Consider the following 22,943-nt stretch of genomic DNA (forward strand, 5'->3'; position numbering starts at 1 on the left):
GTGCTGATCCTGCTGCCGCCCTCGGAGGGCAAGACCGCGCCCGTACGCGGCAACCCGCTCGCGCTCGACGACCTCCGCCTCCCGGTGCTCAACCCGGCCCGCACCAAGGTCATCGACGCGCTGGTCGAGCTCTGCACGACCCGCCCGGACGAGGCCGTCGAGATCCTCGGCATTCCGAAGACCCAGCCCGAGCTCGTCGAGCTGAACGCCGGGCTGAGCGATGCCCCCACCGCGCGCGCCGACCGGATCTACACCGGCGTCCTCTACGACGCCCTCTCCCCCGCCACCCTGTCGCCGGCCGCCAAGCGCCGCGCGACCAACCGGGTCATGGTGACCAGCTCCGTGTTCGGCCTCGTCGGCCTCGCCGACCGCATCCCTGCGTACCGTCTCTCGGGCGACACCACCCTCCCCGGCATCGGCGGCATCCAGGCCCACTGGCGCTCCCACCTCGGCGCCGGCGTCACCGAGGCCCTCGGCGACGGCCTGCTCGTGGACCTCCGGTCCGGGACGTACGCCGCCTTCTGGCGCCCCGACGAGGTCGCCGCCCGCACCGCCACCGTGCGTGTCCTCCACGAGCACAACGGCCAGCGCAAGGTCGTCAGCCACTTCAACAAGGCCACCAAGGGCCGCCTCGTCCGAGCCCTCCTCGAGTCCGGCGCCAACCCCCGCACCCCCGCCAAGCTCGCCGACGCCTTCCGCGACCTCGGCTGGACCGTCGAGACCGGCCCCACCACCAAGACCGGCACCCAGCTCGACATCGTCGTAGCCGAGATCTGAGTCCCGTTCCGCGCGTTCGGCCGTAGAGCGACTGTGTCGGTCTCGACACGCCTCCGCCTAGCGGCTCCGGCGGCTCGACCAGCGATTCCTCCGTCGGTCGAGCCGCGAGCGCCAGCGAGCGTGTCGAGACCAACACACTCACCTGCGGCGAAACTGTCGGTGGTCGCGCCCAGAATCGGGCCATGCCTTACATGTACATTCTCCGCTGCCGCGATCACATGCTCTACGTCGGAAGCACCTTCGACCTGGAGAAACGCATCGCCGAGCACAACGCCGGCATCGGCGCCGAGTTCACGGCTCGACGCATTCCGGTCACCCTGGCGTACGCCGAAGAGCATCAGACGATCGTCGGTGCCTACGAACGCGAGAAACAGGTCCAGGGGTGGAGCCGGGCCAAACGCGAAGCCCTGATAGCCGGGGACCTCGACCGGCTGCACGACCTTGCTCGCCGTCGTGACAAGCGGTCGCCATAGGGACTGTGTTGGTCTCGACACGCCTCCGCCTAGCGGCTCCGGCGGCTCGACCAGCGGAGGCCCGGCGGCTCGACCAGCGGAGCAACCGTCGGTCGAGGGCCACTTCGTTCAGACCCTCGCGCCAGCGAGCGTGTCGAGACCAACACGGTCACCTGCCGCGTCAGAAGGCGCCGGAGGCGAAGGGGTCGCGGGAGACGGGGAGGCCGTTGAAGAGCCGCATCGAGGCGCGGCCGTCGGAGAAGAAGGAGACGACGGTGACCGATGCGGGCGAGAGCTCCATGCTGAAGACTCCGCCGATCGGGGCACCCAGGGCGTGGGCGACGACCAGCTTGATCGGGGACACGTGGGAGGTGACCACGACGGTCTCGCCCGCATGAGCCTCGAGCACCCGCGAGAGACCCTCGAGCACCCTCACCTGAGCGGCGTCGAACGACTCCCCGCCCGGCGGAGCGACCTCGGTCGCCCCCATCCACGCCTTCATCTCGTCGGGGAACTGCTGGCCGACCTCGGCGAAGGTGAGCCCCTCCCAAGTGCCGAAATCGATCTCCGCGAACCCAGGGTCCTCGACCAGGCGGGCGCCGAGCGCGCCAGCGACGATCTCGCCGGTCTCGACGGCCCGCAGGACCGGCGAGGACACGACGGTCGAGACCGAAGACCCGAGCGGCTTGAGCCACTCCGCGGTGAGCAGAGCCTGCTCGCGTCCCTCCTGGGTCAGCGGCGGGTTGTCGCCGCCGAGGCCGCCGGAGAACGCCTTGGCGGCGGTGTGCTTGGTGACCCCGTGGCGTACCAGGACCAGCGTGGTCGCGGTCGCGCTGCCGCCCCAGCCACGCGAGGTGGACGAGGTGGTCACAGACCCGACTCGGCGGTGCGGACCAGGATCCGGGAGCACTCCTCACAGCGCACGACCTCGTCGGCGGCGAGGCGTCGGATCCGGGAGATCTCGGCGGGGTCGAGCTGGAGGTTGCAACCGCCACAGCGGCGCGCGCGCAGCTCGGCCGCACCGACACCCATCTTCTCGCTCAGCCGCGTGTAGAGGGCGAGCAGATCATCGGGGATGCCTTCGAGCGCGGGCTCCCGCTCCTCGGCGACCCCGGCGAGCTCGCCGTCGATCTTCGAGGTCTCGACCTCGACGGAGTCGACAGCGACCGCCAGCTTCTCGTCGATCTCGGCGAGCTCGGCCTCGAGCCGGGTCAGCTTCGCCTGAGCCTCTTCGAGCTGCTCCATGACCTCGAGCTCCTCGTCCTCGAGCACCGAGATCCGGCGGTCGAGGGTGGCCAGCTCGTGCTGCATGCGCTCGAGGTCCTTGGCGCTGCTGATCGCCCCGGAGTCCATCCGCTCCTGGTCACGGCGGCGGCGGGTCTTGACCGCCTCGACGTCGGCGTCGGCCTTCTTCTGCACCCGCTCGAGGTCGTCGCGGATGACCCGGGCGTCGCGTACGGCATCGTCGGTGGTCTTCTTCGATGCCTTCAGCTCCGCCACGACGGCGGACTGCGGCAGATGCGCACGGCGGTGTCGCAGCTGGAGCGCACGCGAGTCCAGCTCACAGACGTCGAGCAGCTTCACCTGGGCGAACGGGTCGGCTTTCAGCGGATTCTCCTCAGTTGTTCACAAACGCAAGTAGTCACAGGCGCAAGGTCCACGGGTCGGTGACGATCTGACTGACCCGGGTCTCCACCGTATCTCCCAAAGCCTCGTTCAGTCGCCTCGCCAGGACAGGCAGCCAGGTCCACTCGGCCGCCCAGTGCGGGATGTCGATCAGCGCACCACCTTTTTCGAGGAACTCCGAGGCCGGATGGTGGCGCAGATCGCTGGTCACATAGACGTCGTACGAAGCGACCTGATCGAGCAGGAAGTCGCCCGCACCGCCGCACAGCGCCACCGAGGACACCGGTCGGTCGAGGTCGCCGGCGACCCGGATCCCGGCCGCGGTCGCGGGCAGCGCCGCGGCCACGGACTCGGCGAAGGCACCCAGCGTCGTCGGCGCCACCGTCCCAGCCCGACCGGTCCCGACGTCATCGCTCACCCCCGGCACCAGCGGCCGCAGCGAGCCCAGCCCGAGCGCGAGCGCCAGCGACTCCGAAACCCCACCAAGAGCCTGGTCGGCGTTGGTGTGGGCGGTCAGCAGGGCACAGCGCGCGGAGACCAGCGTCGAGAGCGTACGTCCCTTCGGGGTCGTCGCCGCGAACCCATGGACCCCTTTGAGGAACAGCGGGTGATGGACCACGACCAGGTCCGCTCCCCACGCGGCCGCCTCCTCGGCGACCGGGAGCGTCGGGTCGACGGCGAGCAGCACTTTCGAGACCGGCTGCGAGGGATCGCCCCAGACCAGCCCGACCGCATCCCAGTCGTCGGCGGTGGCGGGCGGGTACCAGTCGTCCAGCAGCGAGGTGACGGCGGACAGCGTTGGCGGGGTCGGCATGATGACAACCCTAGATCCTCCGTGACGGCCGGGCCCAGCGACGCCGCCGAGCACGGAATCGAGTTCGTAACCGTTCCTTTACAACCGATTCCGTACTTTTCTCCGGATCTTGTGGTGGAATGCAGCGCTAAGTGAACAATCGACTGGAGCAGCGATGACCACGACAGCTACCCCGGACCCACCCTCCGGCTCGGTGACCATCAGCGGCCTGACCAAGACCTATGGCCAGGCCACGGCGGTCGACGGCCTGGACCTGGAGATCCGGGCCGGCGAGTTCATCTCGCTGCTCGGCCCGTCGGGCTGCGGCAAGACGACGACGCTGCGGATGATCGCGGGTTTCGAGAAGCCCGACTCCGGCAGCATCCTGATCGGCGGGAAGGACGTGGTCCGGCTCGCGCCGTATCAGCGCGACGTGAACACGGTCTTCCAGGCGTATGCCCTGTTTCCGCACAAGTCCGTCGCGGAAAACGTCGCCTACGGCCTGCAGCAGCGCAAGACGCCCAGGGCCGAGATCCGCGAACGGGTCGTCGAGGCGCTGCGGATGGTGCGGATGCTCGACTTCGCCGATCGTTCCCCCACCCAGCTCTCCGGCGGTCAGCAGCAACGGGTCGCGCTCGCCCGCGCGCTCGTGAACCGCCCCGGCGTACTCCTTCTCGACGAGCCGCTCGGCGCCCTGGACCGGCAGCTGCGCGAGGAGATGCAGGTCGAGCTCAAGCTCCTCCAGTCCCGCCTCGGGATCACCTTCGTCTTCGTCACCCACGACCAGCACGAGGCGCTCGCGATGAGCGATCGGATCGCGATCATGCGCGCCGGCAGGATCGAGCAGCTCGCCGACGCCGACACCGTCTACAACCAGCCCGCCAGCGCGTACGTCGCCGGCTTCGTCGGCCAGCAGAACTTCCTGCACGGCGAGGTCAGCGCCGACGGCACCACCGTCGAGACCCCGATCGCGGTGGTCGAAGGCCCTGCGAAGCCCGACGGCAAGCCCGGCGAGCCCCACCAGGCCGCCATCCGCCCCGAGCTGATCTCGATCGAGCCCCGAGCCGAGTCCGGGACGGTGACGGGTGGCCTCAACTCAGTCTCCGGCGAGGTCCTGCAGGTCTCTCCGCTGGGCGAGGTGATCCAGTACCTCGTCAGGGTCACCGACGAGATCAGTCTGCTGATCCGCCGCCCAGCCCACGGCGCCACCCGGCTCTCCCCCGGCGACCCGGTCCTGTGCGGCTGGGCCGCCGAGGACGTACGCCTCTTCCCCCTCGATACCCCGATCGACCCGACCACCGCTAGGAGCCCACAGTGAGCAAGCCTGCAAGCAAGAACGGGAACGTACGCATCCTGGCCAGCCATGCCGGCGCGCGAGCGATCCGTCAGGAGCTCTCCCGGCGTCATTTCCTGAGCCTGGCGGCGATCGCTGGCGCCGGGGCGGCGCTCAGCGCCTGCGGCGCGGGCGGCGGGGGCGAGTCCAGCGCGGTCGAGCCCGGCGCCGGCGCTACCGGCGGGCCGATGGAGAAGTCGCTGTCGATCTACACCTGGGGCGACTACGACGCCCCCGAGGTGATCGACGCCTTCGGCAAGACCGGCCCGAAGGTGACCCTCGACTCCTACGGCTCCAACGAGGAGCTGATCTCCAAGCTGGTCGCAGCCAAGGGCACCAGCGGCTACGACATCGTCGTGCCGACCGGCGTCTACATCCCCCAGCTGATCGAGAACGAGATCATCGTCCCGTTCAACAAGGACCTGATCCCCAATCTCGCCAAGGTCGACCCGCAGTTCCTCGGTCAGGACTGGGACCCGGAGAACGAATACTCGGTGTGCAAGTGCTGGGGCACCACCGGGTTCGTCTACGACACCACCGTCATCAAGCGCGACCTGAAGACGTGGAACGACTTCATCGACGCGATGCAGAACGAGGCCTCGGGCAAGACCTCCCTGCTCGATGACCCGCAGGGCATCGCCGGCATCTACTTCTGGGCCAACGGCATCGACTGGAACACCGAGGACATGGCCGACTACGACGCCTTCGAGGCCGAGGCGGTCGAGAAGTGGGCGCCGCACATCGCCGGCTTCGACTCCTACCCGGCCACCGGCGCGATGCAGCAGAACACCTTCGCGCTGATGCAGAACTGGAACGGCGACTCCCGGCTCGGCATCCTCGAGCACAAGCAGCCCGACCGTTGGAAGTGGGTCCTGGCCGGCCCGACGACCGAGCTGTGGATGGACAACTGGTGCATCCCGACGGGAGCACCCCACCCCGAGGCGGCACACGCGTTCCTGGACTACGTGCTGGAGCCGGAGAACTCCTTCCTGGAGATGGACTACATCGGCTACAACACCGGCACGCTGGGTATCGAGGAGATGGCCAAGGAGCGCAAGGTCGAGCTGCCCGAGATGATCTTCTTCACCGAGGAGCAGCTCGCCACCATGAAGAACGGCGCCGTCAACAAGGCTCAGGACCGGCGTACGGAGGTCTACGACAAGCTGAAGGCCGCCGCCAGTGCCTAGGAACGGGTCCAGCAGGCTTCCCGGGTTCGTCCTCGCCGTTCCCGCGTGGCTGTGGCTGACGGCATTCTTCGTCGTGCCGTTCCTGCAGATCGCCTGGTTCAGCCTCGGCGAGAAGCCCGGGATGTTCGGCAGCCACAGCAACGCCGTGATGTCGCTGGACCGCTACGCCGAGGCGTTCAGCCCGACCTTCTTCACGATCTTCCGGGCGACGTTGTGGATGAGCGTGCTCGGCACGGTCGCGTGCCTGCTGATCGCTCTGCCCGCGGCGTACTTCATGGCCTTGAAGGTCCCCGCGCACCGGCGCGGGTTGCTGGTCGCGCTGGTGATGGTGCCCTACTGGACCTCGTTCCTGATCCGGACGATCGGCTGGAAGGTGATCCTGTCCTCGGAGGGCGCCCTGGCCGGGTTCCTGACCGACGTCGGTCTGGTCGCCGACCCGCACGACCTGCTCAACACCCGCGGCGCGGTGCTGCTGGGGCTGATCTACAACTATCTGCCGCTGATGATCCTGCCGTTGTACGTCGCCTTCGACCGCGTCGACAGCGCGCTCGGCGAGGCCTCCAAGGACCTCGGTGCGGGCCGGATACGCACGTTCTTCCAGGTCACGCTGCCGCTGGCACGGCCGGGAATGATCGCCGGCATCATCCTCGTCTTCATCCCGATGATGGGCGACTACGTCACCCCGGCGGTCCTCGGTGGCACGAAGGGCACGATGGTCGGCTCGCTGATCGCCAGCCAGTTCCTGACCGCCCAGAACTGGGCCCTGGGCTCGGCCATGGCGGTCGTCCTCATCCTGCTCACCATGCTCATCGTGATCCTCGCCATCTCGCTGATGTGGGCCGTGGGATGGCTCCTGCACAGGCGCAGCAGGCTGGTCATCGGAACCGTCCGCACCAAGGAGGTGACCGCATGAGCAGGCCCTCCGGCACCAACATCGCGCTCGGCGCGTGGACCACGCTGGTCTTCCTCTTCCTGTTCGCCCCGATCATCGTGATCGGCATCTACTCCTTCAACGGCGGTCGCCTGCTCACCGCCTGGGACGGCTTCAGCCTGGAGCCGTTCACGGCGATCATCGATCGGCCGACCGTACGCCACACCGTCGCCGTCTCGCTGCAGACCGCGGTGGTCGCCGCCCTCCTGGCGACCGTGCTCGGCACCTTGGCCGGGATGGCGATGGCCCGCTTCCCGGGCCACTGGACCGGACCGTTCACGCTGTTGTTGCTGCTGGTCTCGGTGACTCCGGAGATCGTCGACGGCATCGCACTGCTCCCCTGGTTCGTGACGCTCGGACAGGACTGGTCGCTGCTGCCGTTCAACAACGGCTACGTACGCCTCGTGATCGGTCACTCGCTCTTCGCGACCGCCGTGGTCACCTATATCGTCCGGGCCCGCCTGGTCGGACTGGACGCGTCCTTGGAAGAGGCTTCGGCAGACCTCTACGCGAAACCGGTCGCGACGTTCTTCAAGGTCACGATCCCGTTGGTCGGTCCGGCGGTGCTCGCCGGCGGGCTGCTGGCCTTCACGCTGAGCCTCGACAACACGGTGATCTCCTCGTTCATCAACGTCTCCGGCACGACCTCGTGGCCGGTCTACGTGCTCTCCTCGGTCCGCTCCGGTCTCAAGCCCGAGATCGCCGCCGTCTCCACCATCCTGCTCGTCTTCACGCTGCTCGTCCTGGGCCTGGTTGCATGGGTGCTCAAGCGGTCGGGTTCGTCTGTCACCGACACCATGGCCGTGAACTGATGAGCGGCCGGGCGAGGCCCGTGGACCTGCTGCTGCGCGGCGGCCGCGTGCTGCGTGCGGGTCGCTGGGAGCATGCTGCCCTTGCCGTCCAGGACGGGCGGATCACGGCCATCGGCGCAGATCTCGACGCTCTGGCCGGTCTGGACACCGTGGTCGAGGAGCTCGACGGCCGGTGGGTTCTGCCCGCCTTCCACGACTCCCACGTGCACCCGATCCAGGCCGGGCTGGAGATGAACCAGTGCGACCTGACCGGGCTGTCGACGCTCGAGGGCTACCTGGACGCCATCGGGACCTACGCGGCGGCTCACCCGGACCGGGCGTGGGTGAGCGGCGGCGGCTGGTCGATGGACTCCTTCCCCGGCGGAGTACCCACCGCTACGCCGCTCGACCAGATCCTCCCCGACCGGCCGGTCTTCCTGCCCAACCGCGACCACCACTCGGCCTGGGTGAACAGTCGGGCGCTCGAGCTCGCCGGCATCGACGCACGCACGCCTGATCCCGCCGACGGGCGGATCGAGCGTGACGCGTCCGGCCACCCCACGGGTGCGCTGCACGAGGGCGCGATGGCACTGGTCGGCTCGCTGGTCCCTGCCCCGACCCCGCGCGACCTGACCGAGGCGTTGCTGACCGCGCAACGCCACCTCCACTCCGTCGGCATCGTTGGCTGGCAGGATGCACTGGTCGGCGACGGTCTCGGCATGCCGGACTCGCTGCCGACCTACCTCGCCGCTCAGGACGCCGGCCTGCTCACCGCGAAGGTCGTCCTCGCCCAGTGGTGGGACCGCGACCGCGGCCTGGAGCAGCTTCCGGAGCTGATCGAACGCCGCGCCCTTGCGGCGCGCTCCGGGCTCGACGCCGCGAGCGTCAAGATCATGCAGGACGGCGTCTGCGAGACCCACACCGCGGCGATGCTCTCCCCCTACCTCGACGCCCACGGTCGGCTGACCGACAACCGCGGGCTCAGCTTCATCCCGGCCGATGCGCTGGCTGCGTACGTCGCGGCGTTGGGCGTCAACGGGTTCCAGGCACACATCCACGCCCTCGGGGATCGCGCGGTCCGGGACAGTCTGGACGCGATCGAGCACGCGCGGGCGGTCAACGGAGCCGGCGGGCGGCGACACCATCTGGCCCACGTACAGGTCGTCGACCCGTCCGACGTCCCCCGATTCGCCGACCTGGAGGTCACCGCCAACATCCAGCCGCTGTGGGCCTGCCTGGACGAGGCGGTGGAGGTGCTGACCCTGCCGTTCCTGGCGCCGGAGGCGCGCGAGCAGCAGTACGTGTTCGGGTCGCTGCTGCGTACGGGTGCCCGGATCGCGTGTGGGAGCGACTGGCCCGTCTCCGACCCTGCGCCGCTGCTCGGCATGCACGTCGCGATCAACCGGCGTGCCCCCGACCAGCCGTCCGACGCGCCCCCGCTGCTGCCCGGCGAGGCGCTCACGGTCCTCCAAGCACTGGCCGGCTACACCACCGGAACCGCGTACCTGAACCGTCTGGAGGGCTCGACGGGCCGGGTCGAGACCGGGTACGCCGCCGACCTGGTCGTGGTCGACAACGACATTCTCGACGGCGACACCGTCCTCGCCGGCACCCAGGTCACCCACACCTATGTCGATGGCCGCGAGGTCCACCGAAAGTCCTAAGCGACCGGCTCCGGCTCCGGCTCCGGGTGGGTGGGCACCCAACGCGTCGCGGTCAGGACCGCACCGAGGACGAGCAGCCCTGCGGTCAGCCAGAACGGGTAGGTGCGGTCGATCCCGGAGAGCCATCCCGAGATCCAGCCGAACGGGGCGGCGGCCAGCATGACCGACATCCGCTGCAGCGCCATCACCCGGGAACGTTCGGCCTCGTCGACGTGCAGAGCCACCAGGGACTCCGAGAGCATGAACAGCATCCCCGCTCCGAAGCTGTCGAGAAGCAGGCAGACCCCCAGAAGTGCGTACGTGGCGAGGTCGGCGTCACCGTGCGACGCCGGGATCAGGACCAGGAGGAGCTGGCCGGCGAGGTAGGTCCCGAAACCCCACAGCGTGGCCCTCTTGAGGTCCATCCCGCCGGTCAGCCGGGAGATGAGGGTGAAGAGGAAGAGCACTGACATCACCGAGCGCACCATCGGGAAGAACGGCAGCAACGGGTCCGGGACGTGCAGGTGCTGGCTGACCACGACCTGCCAGAACGTCGCGTTGATCAGCGTGACCGCGGCGAACAGCGCTGCGATCGCAAGCGCCAGGACGGAGCCGCGGGAGCGCACCAGCAGCGCCAGCGCCCCGCGATATCCGGCCAGGAGCCGCCAGAGGCTGTGCCCGTCGGTCTCCGCCATCCGGATCCGTCCCTGCCGGGTCTCGGATGACCACAGGTAGAGCCAGATGATCTTCACCGTCATCACCACTGCGGCGTTGACGAAGAGCACCCGGACCGCCGGTTCCAGCCCGAACCGGGCCACCAGGATCGCGGCGATGGGCGCGAAGAGAGCCGAACAGTCCGCGGCCACCCGCACCAGCGAGTAGATCCTGGTGATCTGGCCGCGTTCGGCATCCTCGACCATCAGGCAGTCCCAGGAGTTCTGGGTCACCTGCAGCGCGCCGTTGACCATCGACGCCGCGAGGAAGCCCCAGAAGCTCTGCGTGAACGCCCAGATCAGGCACGGGATCACCCAGGCGACCACGTCGAACAGAGCCGTCGTCGCACGTCGCCCGAGCCGGTCGGTGATGATCCCGCCGGCGAGGCCGAAGAAGACCTGGGAGACCATGCCCGCGCTCGCGATCAGACCGATCTGCTCGTCGTGCACGCCCATCGTCAGCATGAACACCGAGAGGTACGGCAGCACCAGCGCCATCGACAGACCCCACATCGGCTCGGTCCAGACGCACGCACGCGGGTTGCCGCGGAGATGGGTGAGGGTGTGCCAGAGGGGGTTGGGGGTGCGAACCACCGCGCAATTCAATCAGCCTGCGCCGTGGGAGACTCTCGAGCATGATCATCTTCGGGATCAAGTCGTACACCCGACTGCTCGCGACCCTCTCCCTCGTGTGCCCCAGCTGTCACCAGCAGGCGGCGCACCGGCTCTTCGAGATCGTCCGCAAGTTCACCCTCTTCTTCGTCCCGCTCATCCCGGTCGGTACGTCGCGGCGCATGGACTGCGTCAACTGTGGTTATGCGTCCAAGGTGTCCAAGGAGCAGGCCCAGCAGCTCATGTCCGGGCCGCGGCCCGCCGTCGGCTGACCACGCGACGGCATCGGTCATGCTGCGCAGATGTCAGCACAGGAGATGATGGAGCGGCTCTCTCAGACCATCGACGCGCATCGTTGGGATGAGCTCCCTGCGCTGCTCCATCCCGAGTTCTCGTGTCTCTACGTCCACACCGGCGAGACGTTCGACCGGGAATCCTGGGTGCAGGTCAACGCCGAGTATCCCGGCTTCCAGAACTTCCGGCTTCTGGACTGCATCGCCGACCACGAGCGGGCCGCGGGCCGGGCTCACGTCACCGGGACGACCGACGGCGAGCTCCAGCACTTCGAGGTGGCGACGTTCATCACCTTGCGCGACGAGCTCATCGTGGACATGACCGAGGTGTGGACGGACGTCGACCTCGCCCCGCCCGTGGGCACCAGGCCTCAGTAGCTCATCGCGACACACGCGGATCCTTCCCACGGTCGCCCCGAGAGACTCGCGCCCCGGTGGTCGAGCTCAACCACCGGTGGTCGAGCTTGTCGAGACCACCCCGTGCGCCACGGTCGGCTGAAAACATTGATCCCGTTCATGGTCGACCCGTCTCGAGACCTCGCTGCTGCGGTCGACCGAGCGACTTGGGTGCCTGACCGGGGGCCGTAGGGCGGGTGGGGCCGATACCGGGCCTGGGCTGGGAGATTTCAAACCAGGGTGCCTGGGAACTGTGCCATTTACCTGTCTTGCGGACTTCCAGCCTTGCCTTCGGGTTTCGTCGGGATACCTGTCCCTGACTGGGTTTTCCAGGCGTACGCGGCGGGGCCATCGGGCGTCGAAGGCGGGTCGGGGTCTCGGCGAGTGTGCAGTTTTGGGGATCGAATGGACACTTGTGGAGATCGAGATGTCATCGCCTGGCATCATCCGGACCACGGCAGCAATATGCGGTCTGATCTGCGGAAACAAGGCTTGATCGATCTGGTGTATAACATGCGTTCTTGGTAGAATACGGGCATGGAAACCGTCCTCGAACCCGAGACCTCACCCGGCCTGCTGGCCGCGGTCAGGGTCTCGCGTGCGGACGAGGACCAAGCAGCCCGCGAGACCCTGATCCTTGCGGCGGAGTACGCGGCCGCGAACGTCGTCACGACCATCGGCGAGGCAGCGGTCCTGGAGGTCGACTCGTATGGGGACCGGGCAGTCCCGTTGACCGGGCCTGGTGCGCCATTGGTCTCCGAGGCCGCGATGGTCGAGTTCGCCGCCGTGCTGGGCTATTCGACCTACACCGGCCGCAAATACCTCGCCGACGCCGTCGAGCTCGCCTGGCGACTGCCCCGGACCTGGGCCCGGATCCTGGACGGCACCCTGGCGGCGTGGCGGGCGCGCCGGGTCGCTGACGTCACCCGTCACCTCGACCCCGAGGTCGCCGCCTGGGTCGATGGCCAGGTCGCTGCGCATGCTCACAAGATCGGGGTCACTCAGCTGGAACGGACCGCGAAAGAAGCAGCGGCCCTGTTCGAGCCCGACCTGACCGCGGCGATCGCCGAAGAGGCCGTCGACTACCGCCGCTGCGACATCGACACCAACCCCAGCCTGTTCCTGCCCCCGGTCGGTGCCGAACAAGGCCAAGCCGCCGGCGCCACCGCCGAGATCACCGCCACCCTCGACACCGCGGATGCTCTCGACCTCGAGGCCGCGGTCGCTTCGATCGCCCACGGTCTGCTCGACTACGAGGCCACCGCCGACTTGTCCCTCGACGCCCGCCGCGCCGCCGCCCTGGGAGTCCTGGCCCGGGCCTACAACACCGGCACCCTCGGCGCCGAGCGTGCGGGCGACCTGCCGGGCAAGGGCCGGGTGATCGACCTCAAGATCCACACCGACACCCGAAACCTGGCCACCACCGGCCTGATCAGGATCGGCAACACCCGTGGCCTGGCCACCATCGAACAGCTCGACCGATGGGCCACCCTGCCCGGCGTCGTGATCAGACCGATGACGGTGATCGACCTCAACGAGGAGATCACCACGACCGCTTACATCCCGACCGAGCGGCTACGGACCCAGGTCCAGCTCATCGACCAGACCTGCGCCTTCCCCGGCTGCCACGTCAAAGCCGAGAACTGCGACCTCGACCACCGCATCCCGTACGACCAAGGCGGCAAGACCACCACCTCCAACCTGACCTGCCTGTGCCGACGACACCACCGCGCGAAAACTCATCTCGGCTGGACCTACCAACGCCTCGCACCCGGGCGTTACCGATGGCGATCCCCACACGGCTATGAGTTCCTCACCAGCCCCGAGGGCACAACCGACATCACAGACGTGACCGCCCCTGAAGCGGTGAACGACCTCGGCCACGACCACGCGGCCTGACGCCGCAAACACACTCGCGACCGGCGTACGCACTCATCTCTCAAACCCGGTCAGGGACAGATATCCCGACGCATACCGGAGACCAGGGCTGGAAGCCCGCAAGACAGGTAAATGGCACCCGGGCCGGACACCCTGGTTTGAAATCTCCCAACCCAGGCCCGGTATCGGCCCCACCCGCCCTACGGCCGCCGGTCAGGCACCCAAGTCGCTCGGTCGACCGCAGCAGCGAGGTCTCATACAGGTCGACCACGAACGGGATCAATCCTTTCGGCCGACCACGCAAATACGGGTGGTCTCGACAGGCTCGACCACCGGTGACAAGAAGGCCTCGATCTGAAACAGCCCGCCGTTCGTAACGTCTTCTCACATCGCGCCGGGCGGTCGGCGGCTGAGCGCGCTTCCGCTGTGGATGCCTTCACCGGTGGTAGCGGAGAGCGCCGTGTGCCAGACGAGGTCCTTGTGGAACCCGAAGCGTGCGACCAGGTCGATCCACGGCAGGAACTCGTCGACGCTCAACCGGATGTCGTGGTGTCCGGTTACGTCATCGATCACCTTCTTGACGACGTCCCACACACGACAGGTGTCGCATCGCAGCGGCGTGTGCCTCTCCTTGGCCCTGCGGCCGATGAGCCCTCTGCGCTCCATGTGCTCCACGTGCTTGCGACGCACTCCGTCGATGACCTCGGCGATCGGCGTCCCCCGCTCAGCCACTCGGCCGGCGAGCAGGACCTCTTCGGACAGGCTCGGGATGCCGACGACGAGACCTAGCAGCCCACCGATGGGCATGTACATGCTCGGGTCTCTCGCGATGTCCCGCGAGGCCGCGAAGATCTGATGGATGCGGATCGTCTGGAAGAGATTGATCAGGCGCTTCGCGGAGCGGGGGTTCGAGAAGTAGCGAGCGATGCTGTTCAGATAGCGCGCGACGTCCTCCGAGACGGTCAGTGCTTCTGCCGGCAGCTCCGGGGTTCTCCTGGGTTGCGGCAGACCCTGGAGCGATCCGCTCGCGGCTTTCGCCTCTGCCGGGGACTCGGACGGCGCCTGACCGGTCTTGGACAGGTCCTTCTCGTTTCGGAGCATCACATCGTCAGGCGTCAGCACGGTCGGCGAAGGCCTTGATCTGGGCTGCCTGGCTCGCGCGGCATCGGCCAGCTCGATGAGATAGTTCCCGCCTCGATCCTGGGGCAGCGCGAACGGGATCTGAAAGATCTTCGTCAGGAAGTCGAGCGGGTCTCCGACTCGGTGGATGATGCTCTGATTGACGTCGAGCGTCTCGTACGCCTCGGGTCGATGCTTCCGCAGCGAGGTCTCGAGCCAACGCGGGTCCACGGCGACGAGGACGACGAAGAGGCCGGTCGCTTGGAGAAGATGGACGGCTTGGAGCACGTCGACGACCTGGTGTGGCTCGCAGCGGTCGAGGTCGTCGACGAACATGAAGATCCGTTGGATGGGTGGTGACGGCCACGCGGAATCGCCCGCGTCCGACTCGTAGCCTCTCTTGGCCTCGCTGAGCGCCTCGCTCAGCGCCCGCAGCTGATCGTGCAGATCCCCCACGACGCCACGGTGCTTCGAGCGCTGTTCCTCCATCGTCGCGTCATGGAGCAGCTCGCTGATTCGCGTCATCGGGTCGAGCTCGGCCAGGGCGAGCTTCGCTCGTCTCAAGGCGTCCCCGTCCTTCGACCTGATCCAGTTCGCCGCCCAAGTCACCGACTCGTCGACGGATTTCGATACCTCGATGGCCCTCACGAATGCTGCCGGGATCGCGCCGACAGCGCCCGAGAGCGCCACCCCGACCGCCCACTCGGGCACCCCGCTCGCTACTCCCGGCACCGCCTTCGCCAGCTGCGGGGCGAAGAAGGACCAGAAGAGCGTCGCCACCCCCGCGAGCACACCAAGGGGTAGCAGCAGCCCGGCCAGTCGGGTGGTCCACCGTCCGAAGCCGGGGCGCAGGGGGTTGGCGCCGCGGATGCGGAGCCAGGCCCTCTTGAAGAAGTTCGTCTCCGCACTCACCTTCTCCTGCCACTCGACCGCGACCCGGGCCGACTCCACCCGCTCACGCCACGTCTTGGGATCGGCGATGTCCGGCAGCTCCTCACTGACCTCAGACTGCGCTCGGAGATCCCGAAAGATCTCGATCACCATGCCGACCAGCGCCGTTCTGTCGCTGTAGTCCCAGGCGTTGAACCCGACGTAGCGTACGTTCTGCACGAATGCGCCCGTCGGATCACGTTCCTCGGCCTCGACCAGCGCCCGGATCGTCTTCTCCAGGTGCTCGATGAAGGTCGTCTTCCCCGACCCCCACATCCCGAGCAGGGCGATGGCCAGGGGCGGCTCGGTCGAGCTCGCCGCCATGATGTGCGCCAACGTACGCAGGTCGGCATCCAGTCCGAGGTGATCGGCCTTGCTGGGCTGGTCGTTGTCGACCAGCCCGTATCTCGGCTTGGTCACCACCGCGGCCAGCCAGGACAGAGCCTCCTCCTCCGCCCACTCGCTGCCGCCCGAGGAGACGGGTACGACACGGATCGCGCCGTCACCGAAGACGGCGACCACCCCACGACACGGACTTCCGGTGTCCGGGTCCTCGGGCGACAGGCACAGCACCGGAGAGGTGTGGCGGGCGATCTCGGTGAATCGAACCTCCCCCTCCCCGCCGCCCTCGACATGGACGATCGAGCCGCCCACAGCAGCGACGAAGTCCGCGCTCCCCGGGATCGCGCGAATCGAGCGCACCCACTTCTCCGAACCCAGCCACACCGACCGCCAGGACCCGTTCGTCTCGTCGAAGAGATGGATCCATCCGATCCGGTCGCCGACCGCAACCAGGCCGTTGTCGCCGAACGCGACGGCACTGAGCGTCGCTGGAGCCGAGAGCGGCGGTGCTGACTCGATGGCCTTGCCCGTGGCGACCTCGACGAACGAGATCTTGCTGTCCCCGCAGGCGACGACCCGCTGGCCATCCTTCGACCAGGCGATCCCCAGCAGCCAGTTCTCGAACAGCTTCCGGGGTATCGGGTCCTCGCCTCCCGCCAGGTTCCAGACGGTGAGCTGGCCCATTCGGTCGCCGACGGCCAGCATCCTTCCGTCGGGGCTGAACGACAGGGTCTGTACGGCCGAGGACAGGCCGCGGAACCTGCGCTCCTCGCGCCCCGTCGCGACGTTCCAGAGGATGACCTTGCCATCGTCACCACCGGAGGCGAGCTGATCCCTCTTGGGAGCCGCGTCCAGACTTCGCAGGATCGTCTCGTGGGCCGGAATGCGCATCGTCCGGTGGTTCGGGCCGCTGACGACGTACGTGCCGTCCTCGGCTCCGGCCACGACGACGTTCCGCTGCGGGAAGACGGTCGCCGCCGTCGACCAGACGTGGTTCGGCTCGTGGAGGGTGCGCTCACGACCGCCGCGATGTCGCACGATCAGACGCCCACCGGGCACCACGACCAGCACCGAGCCATCCTGGCTGGCCGCGATCGAGTAGACGAACGGGTAGTAGGTGGCGACGACGCGTGGGGCTGCGCCCGAGTCCAGATCCCATTCACGCACCTTGCCGTCATCGGAACCGGCGTAGATGTGCGTATCGGTGACCGCGACGGTGCGTACCCATCCCGAGGGGTTCTCCAGAATGCGGGTCGTCCCGTCGCTCAGGTCCCAGATTCGGATGGCGCGGTCCTCGGAGGCAGAGACGACCTGCCCCCGCCCACGGACCAGAGCCACCTCGTGGACCTTCCAGTCGATGCAGCCGAGCGTACGAACGCTCTGGTCTCGATCACGAGCGTTGTCCCACACCCAGATCCGGCCGTCCTCGCCTCCGGCGACCAGCGGAACCCCGTTGGGCCCCACCGAAAGGCTCCTGAGGCGACTCGGGGAACCAGTGTCCAGGACCCATCGGGGCTGCTCCGCGACATGACCGATATCCCAGATACGCACCTTCCCGTCGTCGCAGGCGACCGCGAGCAGCCGGCCGTCGGGGCAGATCTCGATGTCGAGCCCCGTCGCGCCGCCCAGGTCCAGGCCGTCGTTGTTGCGCTCGGACCTGAGATTCCACAAGATCGCGCGCCTGTCGTTGCCCACCGAACCGAGCAGGGTGCCGTCGGGCGAGAACGTCAGGGCGTTCACCGCCGCGTGGTGACCCTGCAGCGGCGCCCGGCGGTGGCCGGTGCCGGTCCGGAACAGGTGGATGCTGCCGCTGGTGTCGCCCGAGGCCAGGAGCCTGCCGCCGGTGGTGAGCGCGATCGCCCGCTTTGCGCGCCAACCCTGGTCGGCCGGACGTGACGACTCGGGTCCCGATTTCCCGCGCATCCGCCAAGTTTCCCGGGCAACCACCTGACGGCGAGGTGCTTTCCGAGCAGGCTGGCTGATTTCTGCCAACGACGCCACAGACACCCCACAGGCGCTGCAGATGGTTCTCATGGACCGATCCGTCAGAGTCTCCTCATCGCAGCAGACAGCTACACCGAGGAGATGCCATGAGCCGCGTGCCCGAACCCGAGAACACTCCCCGAGGTCCCGCCTTCGAAGGTCGCCTACTGGCCCGTCCCGAGGAGGAGGTGGTCGACCAGGGCGCGGGATTCGACATCTCGACCCTCCTGAGCCGTCGCCGGATCCTCGGGCTCGTCGGAGCCGGGGTCGGCGCCGCCGCGCTGGCCGCTTGCGGGGCCGGCTCGTCGAGCTCGTCCGGCTCTTCGGCCGGCTCCGCCGCCACGACGCCCTCGACGACCGACGGCGAGATCCCGCAGGAGACCAACGGTCCCTACCCGGCCGACGGGACCAACGGGACCAACGTGCTGACCGAGTCCGGGATCGTACGCAGCGACATCACCTCCAGCCTCGACGGCGGCACCACGGTCGACGGTGTGCCGCTCGAGTTCACCTTCACCGTGACCGACATGGCCAACGACAACGTCCCCTTCGAGGGTGTCGCGGTCTATCTGTGGCAGTGCGACGCGCTGGGCCGGTATTCGATGTACTCCGAGGGGGTCGAGGACGAGACGTACCTTCGCGGGGTCCAGGTCGCCGACGCGGCGGGGCAGGTGAGGTTCAAGACCATCGTCCCCGGCTGCTACGACGGCCGCTGGACGCACATGCACTTCGAGGTCTACCCCGACGCGGCCTCTGCCACGACCGGGGAGAACGCGATCGCGACCTCGCAGGTCGCCTTCCCGGAGAAGATGCTCGCCAAGGTCTACCAGGACGCCGCCTACGAGGGCTCGACCGAGAACCTGAACCGCGTCAGCCTCGAGACCGACAACGTCTTCAGCGACGGGTACGACCTGGAGATGGGCACCTTCACCGGCAGTCCGAGCGCCGGTTACCGAGGCTCGCTCGCCGTCGCCGTCGACACCACCACTGAAGCCACCATGGGCGGGGCGCCGGGTGGGGGCGGCCCGGGCGGCACTCCGCCCGAGCCCCCGACTCGGTGACCGACGTCAGTTGACCTTGCGCTCGCGGTCGCCCCAGTAGGGCTCGCGGAGCTTGAACTTCTGCAGCTTGCCGGTGGCGGTGCGGGCCAGGGAGTCGCGGAACTCGACGACGGTCGGCGCCTTGTAGCCGGCGGCTCGCTCCTTGCACCAGGCGATCAGCTCCTCCTGGGTCGCCGAGGCGCCCTCGGCGAGGACGACGAGGGCGAGGATGGTCTCGCCCCACTTGTCGCTGGGGATCCCGATGACGGCCACCTCGGCGACCGAGGGGTGGAGGAAGAGCACGTCCTCCACCTCCGCGGAACTCACGTTCTCGCCGCCCGTGATGATCACGTCCTTGATGCGGTCGGAGATGGTGAGGTAGCCGTCCTCGCCGATCGAACCGCCGTCACCGGTGTGGAACCAGCCGTCGGCCAGCGCCTTCTCGGTCTCCTCGGGCTTCTCCCAGTAGCCCTCCAGGACCACGTTGGACCGGGCCAGCACCTCGTTGGAGGCCGAGATGTCGAGGCTCACGCCGATCGCGGGCGCCCCGGCCCGGGTCAGCCTCGTCGCGCGCTCCATCGGGTCGAGGTCGTCCCACTCGGCGCGGGTGCGGTTGATGGTCAGCAGCGGGGAGGTCTCGGTGAGGCCGTAGATCTGGATGAACTCCCAGCCGAGCTCCTCCTGGACGCGTACGACCGTCTTCGTCGGCGGCGGCGCACCGGCCATGATGATCCGCACCTTGTCCCGGCCGGGGATCTCGCCCTCCGTCCGGGTCCACTCCGGGATCGCGTCGAGCACGGCAGCAGCGACCGCGGGGGCCGCGCACATGTAGGTGACCCCGTGGTCGCGTACGCGGCGCAGGATCTCCATCCCGTCCACCTTGCGCAGCACCACGTGCTTGATGCCGAGACCGGTCGCCGCGAACGGCATCCCCCAGCCGTTGGCGTGGAACATCGGCAGCGTGTGCAGGTAGACGTCGCGGTCGCTGCAGCCGGCGTGCAGCGCGAAGGTCAGCGCGTTGGTCCAGATGTTGCGGTGAGTGATCTGCACGCCCTTCGGCCGGGCAGTGGTGCCGGAGGTGTAGTTGATCGCCGCGGTCGCGTTCTCGTCCGGCTCCCACGGCACCGGCTCGACGCCCTCGTCTGCATAGAGGGCGGCGTCGTCACCCAGCACGAAGCGATGCTTGGCGGTCACGTCCTTCAGCGCCTCGTCGATCTCGGGGTCGACCCAGAGCACCGAGGCACCCGACTGCTCCACGATGTAGGCGACCTCGTCGGGCCGAAGCCGGAAGTTGACCGGCACCAGGATCCGGCCGTAGCCGGAGACCCCGTAGAAGGCGGTCAGCAGCCGCGCGGAGTTGTGGGACACGATCGCGACGCGCTCCCCCACCCCGATGCCGAGCTCGTCCAGCTTCGCCGCCATCCGCTTCGCGAGCGCCTTCATCTCGGCGTACGTCACCTCCCCGAGGGAGGTAGCCGGCTGGTCGGGCTCGTCGACGATCCCCACCCGCTCGCCGTAGACGGCTGCGGCACGGTCGATGAAGTCGTTGACGCTGAACGGAACGAACACGGGCTACCTCCGGTTGCATGTCGTGACCCTGATCACTGTATCGATGAGAGCTCGCATCGATGAGAGCTCTCTCATGGATCCCCGCTACGGCCCCGCGGTCAGGCACTATCGAAGTGTCATGTCCCGTACCTTGAAGCTCCTTCTCCCCGTCGCCGTCGTCATGATCGTGGGCGTCTACCTCGCCGGGTCGTTCGCCGGTGCCTCGGAGAACGACCCGCCGCCCCGTGAGCCGGTCGTGCTGCCGTCGGACGCGACCTCCCCCAGCACCGGCACGCCGAGCACCGGCACGCCGAGCCCGTCTACGCGCGTCCCCGTCATCTCCCCGGCACCCGTCGACGATGATGATGACGACGATGACGACCGCGATGACGACCGGCATGACGACGACTGACCCTGAGCCACCCGATATCAGCACACCCCCGCGGCGCCGGGGGCTGTCGGTGCGCGCCCGGATCACCGCATCGGTCGCGCTCCTGGTGACGCTCGCCCTGGCCGGCGCGGGGCTCATCGTCTATGTCGTCGAGCTCCGTCGCGTCGAGGCGTCGATGCAGCGCGAGGTCGAGCAGGAGCTCGACGAGTTCGCCCGGCTGCGCCAGGAAGGCGTCGACCCCGAGACGGGCGCGCCGTTCAACGTCGAGGGTCTGCTGCTGACCTTCCTGCGGCGCAACGTGCCTGACGACGACGAGCTCCTGGTGGCGTGGGTCGACGGTAAACCGCGCGCCCAGTTCCCGAAGGATCCGCTGGTCGACTCGCCACGGTTCCACAACGCGGTCGAAGACCTCGCCATCAACGGCGGCACGACCTACCTCGACACGGCCCAGGGCGAGGTACGCATCACCAGCCAGCCGGTGCGGCAGGACAGCGCGAAGGGCACCACCGAAGGAGCGCTCCTGGTCGTCTCCTACCTCGACGAGGACCGTGCCGAGCTGCGCAGCACGATGCGGACCTACACGATCGTGGCCGGTCTGCTCGCTCTGCTCGTCACGCTGGTCGCCGCCTGGCAGTCCGGGCGGCTGCTGGCCCCGCTGACCAGGCTGAGACATGCCACCGGGTCGGTCAGCGCGACCGACCTCTCCGAGCGTCTACCCGAGTCGGGGAATGATGACATCTCTGCTCTGACCAGGAACTTCAACGACATGCTTGCCCGGCTCGAGCAGGCGTTCACCGACCAGCGCCAGTTCCTCGACGATGCCGGCCACGAGCTGCGTACGCCGCTGACGATCATCGGCGGCCACCTCGAGCTCCTCGACGAGTCCGACCCGGCCGAGGTCGAGCAGACTCGGCGGCTGGCTCTGGACGAGGTCGACCGGATGAGCCGCCTGGTCGGCGACCTGATCCTGCTGGCCAAGCACGACCGGCCCGACTTCCTCACCATGGAGGAGGTCGACGTCGACACCCTCACCGAGGACATTCTGGCCAAGGCGAGTGCGCTCGCCGACCGCGACTGGCATCTCGACGCGGCCACCCCCGGCACCTGGCGCCTGGACCCGCAACGGATCACCCAGGCGATGCTGCAGCTGTGCGACAACGCCGCCGGCCACACCGCCCCCGGTGACCGGATCGCGGTCGGCTCGGCGACCGTCGACGGCACCTTGACGCTGTGGGTGCGCGACACCGGGCCCGGCGTGCCGCCCGAGGACAGGGAGCGGATCTTCGACCGGTTCGCACGTGGCGCCGAGACCGGCTCGGGCGACCGGCCGGGGCTCGGCCTCGGTCTGGCGATCGTCTCCGCGATCGCCCGCGCCCACGGCGGAGGCGTCGCCGTCGAGGAGGCGTCCCCACCTGGCGCCCGTTTCACGATCACCCTGCCCGCACGCACCGAAGGAGAGGCATGGCCCGCATCCTGATCGTCGAGGACGAGGACCGCATCGCGGCCTTCCTGGCCAAGGGCCTGAGCGCCGACGGCCACCAGGTCAGCACCGTCGCCGACGGGCTGGAGGGACTCGAGGAGGCGCTCAGTGGCGCCTTCGACCTGATGGTCCTCGACATCGGTCTCCCGACGATCGACGGCTTCGAGGTGCTCGACCAGCTGCGCGCCCAGGGATCACGGATGCCAGTGGTTGTCCTCACCGCCCGCGACTCGGTGCACGACACCGTCTCCGCGCTCGAGGGTGGCGCCGACGACTACCTGGCCAAGCCCTTCCGCTTCGCCGAGCTGCGGGCCCGGATCAACGTACGCCTGCGGCAGCAGGACAACACCGACGCCGAAGTGGGCGAGCTCCGCTCCGGGTCGGTGGCGCTGGACCTGCGTACGCGGCGGCTGCGGGTCGACGGGCGCGAGAACGACCTCTCGGCGCGCGAGTTCGCACTGGCGGAGGTGCTGCTGCGCCACCCTGGGCAGGTGCTCTCCCGCGCGCAGCTGCTCGACCTGGCCTGGGGCATGGACTTCGACCCGGGCTCCAACGTCGTCGACGTCTACGTCGGCTACCTGCGCAAGAAGCTGGGATCGGCCCGGGTCGAGACCGTACGCGGCATGGGCTACCGCTTCCAGCCCTGACCCGGACCCGGACCCGGACCCGGGGGATTCAGTCCAGA

20 protein-coding genes are annotated in these 22,943 nt (G+C 68.5%); 14 read left to right on the top strand and 6 right to left on the bottom strand.

Going from position 1 to position 22,943, the window contains the following annotated elements; all coding sequences use genetic code 11:
- Nucleotides 1-777, top strand: coding sequence for a peroxide stress protein YaaA (gene yaaA / locus IEY84_RS19790; protein ID WP_183546135.1), 777 nt, complete (start codon nt 1-3; stop codon nt 775-777).
- A 182-nt stretch (nt 778-959) separates the two neighbouring features.
- Nucleotides 960-1,250 carry a GIY-YIG nuclease family protein gene (locus tag IEY84_RS19795; protein WP_183546137.1) on the top strand — a complete coding sequence of 97 codons (291 nt, stop codon included), beginning with the start codon at nt 960-962 and terminating at the stop codon, nt 1,248-1,250.
- Nucleotides 1,251-1,410: 160 nt separating this feature from the next.
- Here the strand turns inward: IEY84_RS19795 and IEY84_RS19800 are convergent, their stop codons facing one another.
- The 3 genes from IEY84_RS19800 to IEY84_RS19810 are packed head-to-tail and all read right to left on the bottom strand — an operon-like array spanning nt 1,411 to nt 3,669.
- On the bottom strand, nt 1,411-2,100 hold the full coding sequence (locus tag IEY84_RS19800; protein ID WP_183546139.1) for a histidine phosphatase family protein: 690 nt from the start codon (nt 2,098-2,100) through the stop codon (nt 1,411-1,413).
- Nucleotides 2,097-2,813 (bottom strand): zinc ribbon domain-containing protein, encoded by a 717-nt coding sequence (locus IEY84_RS19805; RefSeq protein ID WP_229788853.1) that lies wholly within the window; start codon nt 2,811-2,813, stop codon nt 2,097-2,099. Before IEY84_RS19805 ends, IEY84_RS19800 begins: the two co-directional genes overlap by 4 nt.
- A gap of 58 nt (nt 2,814-2,871) precedes the next feature.
- Complete coding sequence (locus IEY84_RS19810; protein WP_183546145.1) at nt 2,872-3,669, bottom strand: Nif3-like dinuclear metal center hexameric protein; 798 nt, start codon at nt 3,667-3,669, stop codon at nt 2,872-2,874.
- A gap of 154 nt (nt 3,670-3,823) precedes the next feature.
- Between IEY84_RS19810 and IEY84_RS19815 the strand changes: the two genes are divergently transcribed.
- Genes IEY84_RS19815 through IEY84_RS19835 form a run of 5 tightly spaced genes read left to right on the top strand, consistent with a single transcriptional unit; the run spans nt 3,824 to nt 9,554 of the window.
- Nucleotides 3,824-4,966, top strand: coding sequence for an ABC transporter ATP-binding protein (locus IEY84_RS19815; protein ID WP_183546147.1), 1,143 nt, complete (start codon nt 3,824-3,826; stop codon nt 4,964-4,966).
- A complete protein-coding gene (locus IEY84_RS19820; protein ID WP_183546149.1) occupies nt 4,963-6,168 on the top strand; it encodes a polyamine ABC transporter substrate-binding protein in 1,206 nt (401 codons plus the stop codon). Before IEY84_RS19815 ends, IEY84_RS19820 begins: the two co-directional genes overlap by 4 nt.
- Nucleotides 6,161-7,081: an ABC transporter permease gene (locus IEY84_RS19825; RefSeq protein WP_183546151.1), complete on the top strand. Its 921-nt coding sequence runs from the start codon at nt 6,161-6,163 to the stop codon at nt 7,079-7,081. Before IEY84_RS19820 ends, IEY84_RS19825 begins: the two co-directional genes overlap by 8 nt.
- Complete coding sequence (locus IEY84_RS19830; protein ID WP_183546153.1) at nt 7,078-7,911, top strand: ABC transporter permease; 834 nt, start codon at nt 7,078-7,080, stop codon at nt 7,909-7,911. The genes IEY84_RS19825 and IEY84_RS19830 overlap by 4 nt, the downstream gene beginning before the upstream one ends.
- 20 nt (nt 7,912-7,931) lie before the next feature.
- Entirely contained in the window at nt 7,932-9,554 is a 1,623-nt protein-coding gene (locus tag IEY84_RS19835; protein ID WP_229788855.1) for an amidohydrolase, read from the top strand.
- On the opposite strand, the gene IEY84_RS19840 is transcribed toward IEY84_RS19835, so the two are convergent.
- Complete coding sequence (locus tag IEY84_RS19840) at nt 9,551-10,840, bottom strand: MFS transporter (RefSeq protein ID WP_183546157.1); 1,290 nt, start codon at nt 10,838-10,840, stop codon at nt 9,551-9,553. The genes IEY84_RS19835 and IEY84_RS19840 overlap by 4 nt on opposite strands.
- 41 nt (nt 10,841-10,881) lie before the next feature.
- On the opposite strand from IEY84_RS19840, the gene IEY84_RS19845 reads away from it, so the two are divergent.
- The 3 genes from IEY84_RS19845 (at nt 10,882) to IEY84_RS19855 (ending at nt 13,446) form a co-directional block, all read left to right on the top strand.
- Nucleotides 10,882-11,130 carry a zinc ribbon domain-containing protein gene (locus IEY84_RS19845; protein WP_183546159.1) on the top strand — a complete coding sequence of 83 codons (249 nt, stop codon included), beginning with the start codon at nt 10,882-10,884 and terminating at the stop codon, nt 11,128-11,130.
- A 30-nt stretch (nt 11,131-11,160) separates the two neighbouring features.
- Complete coding sequence (locus IEY84_RS19850; protein WP_183546161.1) at nt 11,161-11,529, top strand: nuclear transport factor 2 family protein; 369 nt, start codon at nt 11,161-11,163, stop codon at nt 11,527-11,529.
- Nucleotides 11,530-12,084: 555 nt separating this feature from the next.
- A complete protein-coding gene (locus tag IEY84_RS19855; RefSeq protein ID WP_183546163.1) occupies nt 12,085-13,446 on the top strand; it encodes an HNH endonuclease signature motif containing protein in 1,362 nt (453 codons plus the stop codon).
- Nucleotides 13,447-13,809: 363 nt separating this feature from the next.
- Here the strand turns inward: IEY84_RS19855 and IEY84_RS19860 are convergent, their stop codons facing one another.
- A complete protein-coding gene (locus IEY84_RS19860; protein WP_183546165.1) occupies nt 13,810-17,739 on the bottom strand; it encodes a P-loop NTPase fold protein in 3,930 nt (1,309 codons plus the stop codon).
- Nucleotides 17,740-17,906: 167 nt separating this feature from the next.
- Between IEY84_RS19860 and IEY84_RS19865 the strand changes: the two genes are divergently transcribed.
- Nucleotides 17,907-18,860, top strand: coding sequence for an intradiol ring-cleavage dioxygenase (locus IEY84_RS19865; RefSeq protein ID WP_183546167.1), 954 nt, complete (start codon nt 17,907-17,909; stop codon nt 18,858-18,860).
- Between the two features lie 6 nt (nt 18,861-18,866).
- On the opposite strand, the gene IEY84_RS19870 is transcribed toward IEY84_RS19865, so the two are convergent.
- Entirely contained in the window at nt 18,867-20,408 is a 1,542-nt protein-coding gene (locus tag IEY84_RS19870; RefSeq protein WP_183546169.1) for a class I adenylate-forming enzyme family protein, read from the bottom strand.
- Nucleotides 20,409-20,526: 118 nt separating this feature from the next.
- Between IEY84_RS19870 and IEY84_RS19875 the strand changes: the two genes are divergently transcribed.
- The 3 genes from IEY84_RS19875 to IEY84_RS19885 are packed head-to-tail and all read left to right on the top strand — an operon-like array spanning nt 20,527 to nt 22,905.
- A complete protein-coding gene (locus tag IEY84_RS19875; protein ID WP_183546171.1) occupies nt 20,527-20,799 on the top strand; it encodes a small secreted hydrophilic protein in 273 nt (90 codons plus the stop codon).
- Nucleotides 20,762-22,255: a sensor histidine kinase gene (locus tag IEY84_RS19880; protein ID WP_229788857.1), complete on the top strand. Its 1,494-nt coding sequence runs from the start codon at nt 20,762-20,764 to the stop codon at nt 22,253-22,255. The genes IEY84_RS19875 and IEY84_RS19880 overlap by 38 nt, the downstream gene beginning before the upstream one ends.
- Complete coding sequence (locus tag IEY84_RS19885) at nt 22,240-22,905, top strand: response regulator transcription factor (RefSeq protein WP_183546173.1); 666 nt, start codon at nt 22,240-22,242, stop codon at nt 22,903-22,905. The genes IEY84_RS19880 and IEY84_RS19885 overlap by 16 nt, the downstream gene beginning before the upstream one ends.
- The last annotated feature ends 38 nt before the right edge of the window (nt 22,906-22,943 follow it).

The sequence above is a fragment of the Nocardioides albus genome, assembly GCF_014648255.1.
Taxonomy (GTDB): Bacteria; Actinomycetota; Actinomycetes; order Propionibacteriales; family Nocardioidaceae; genus Nocardioides; species Nocardioides albus.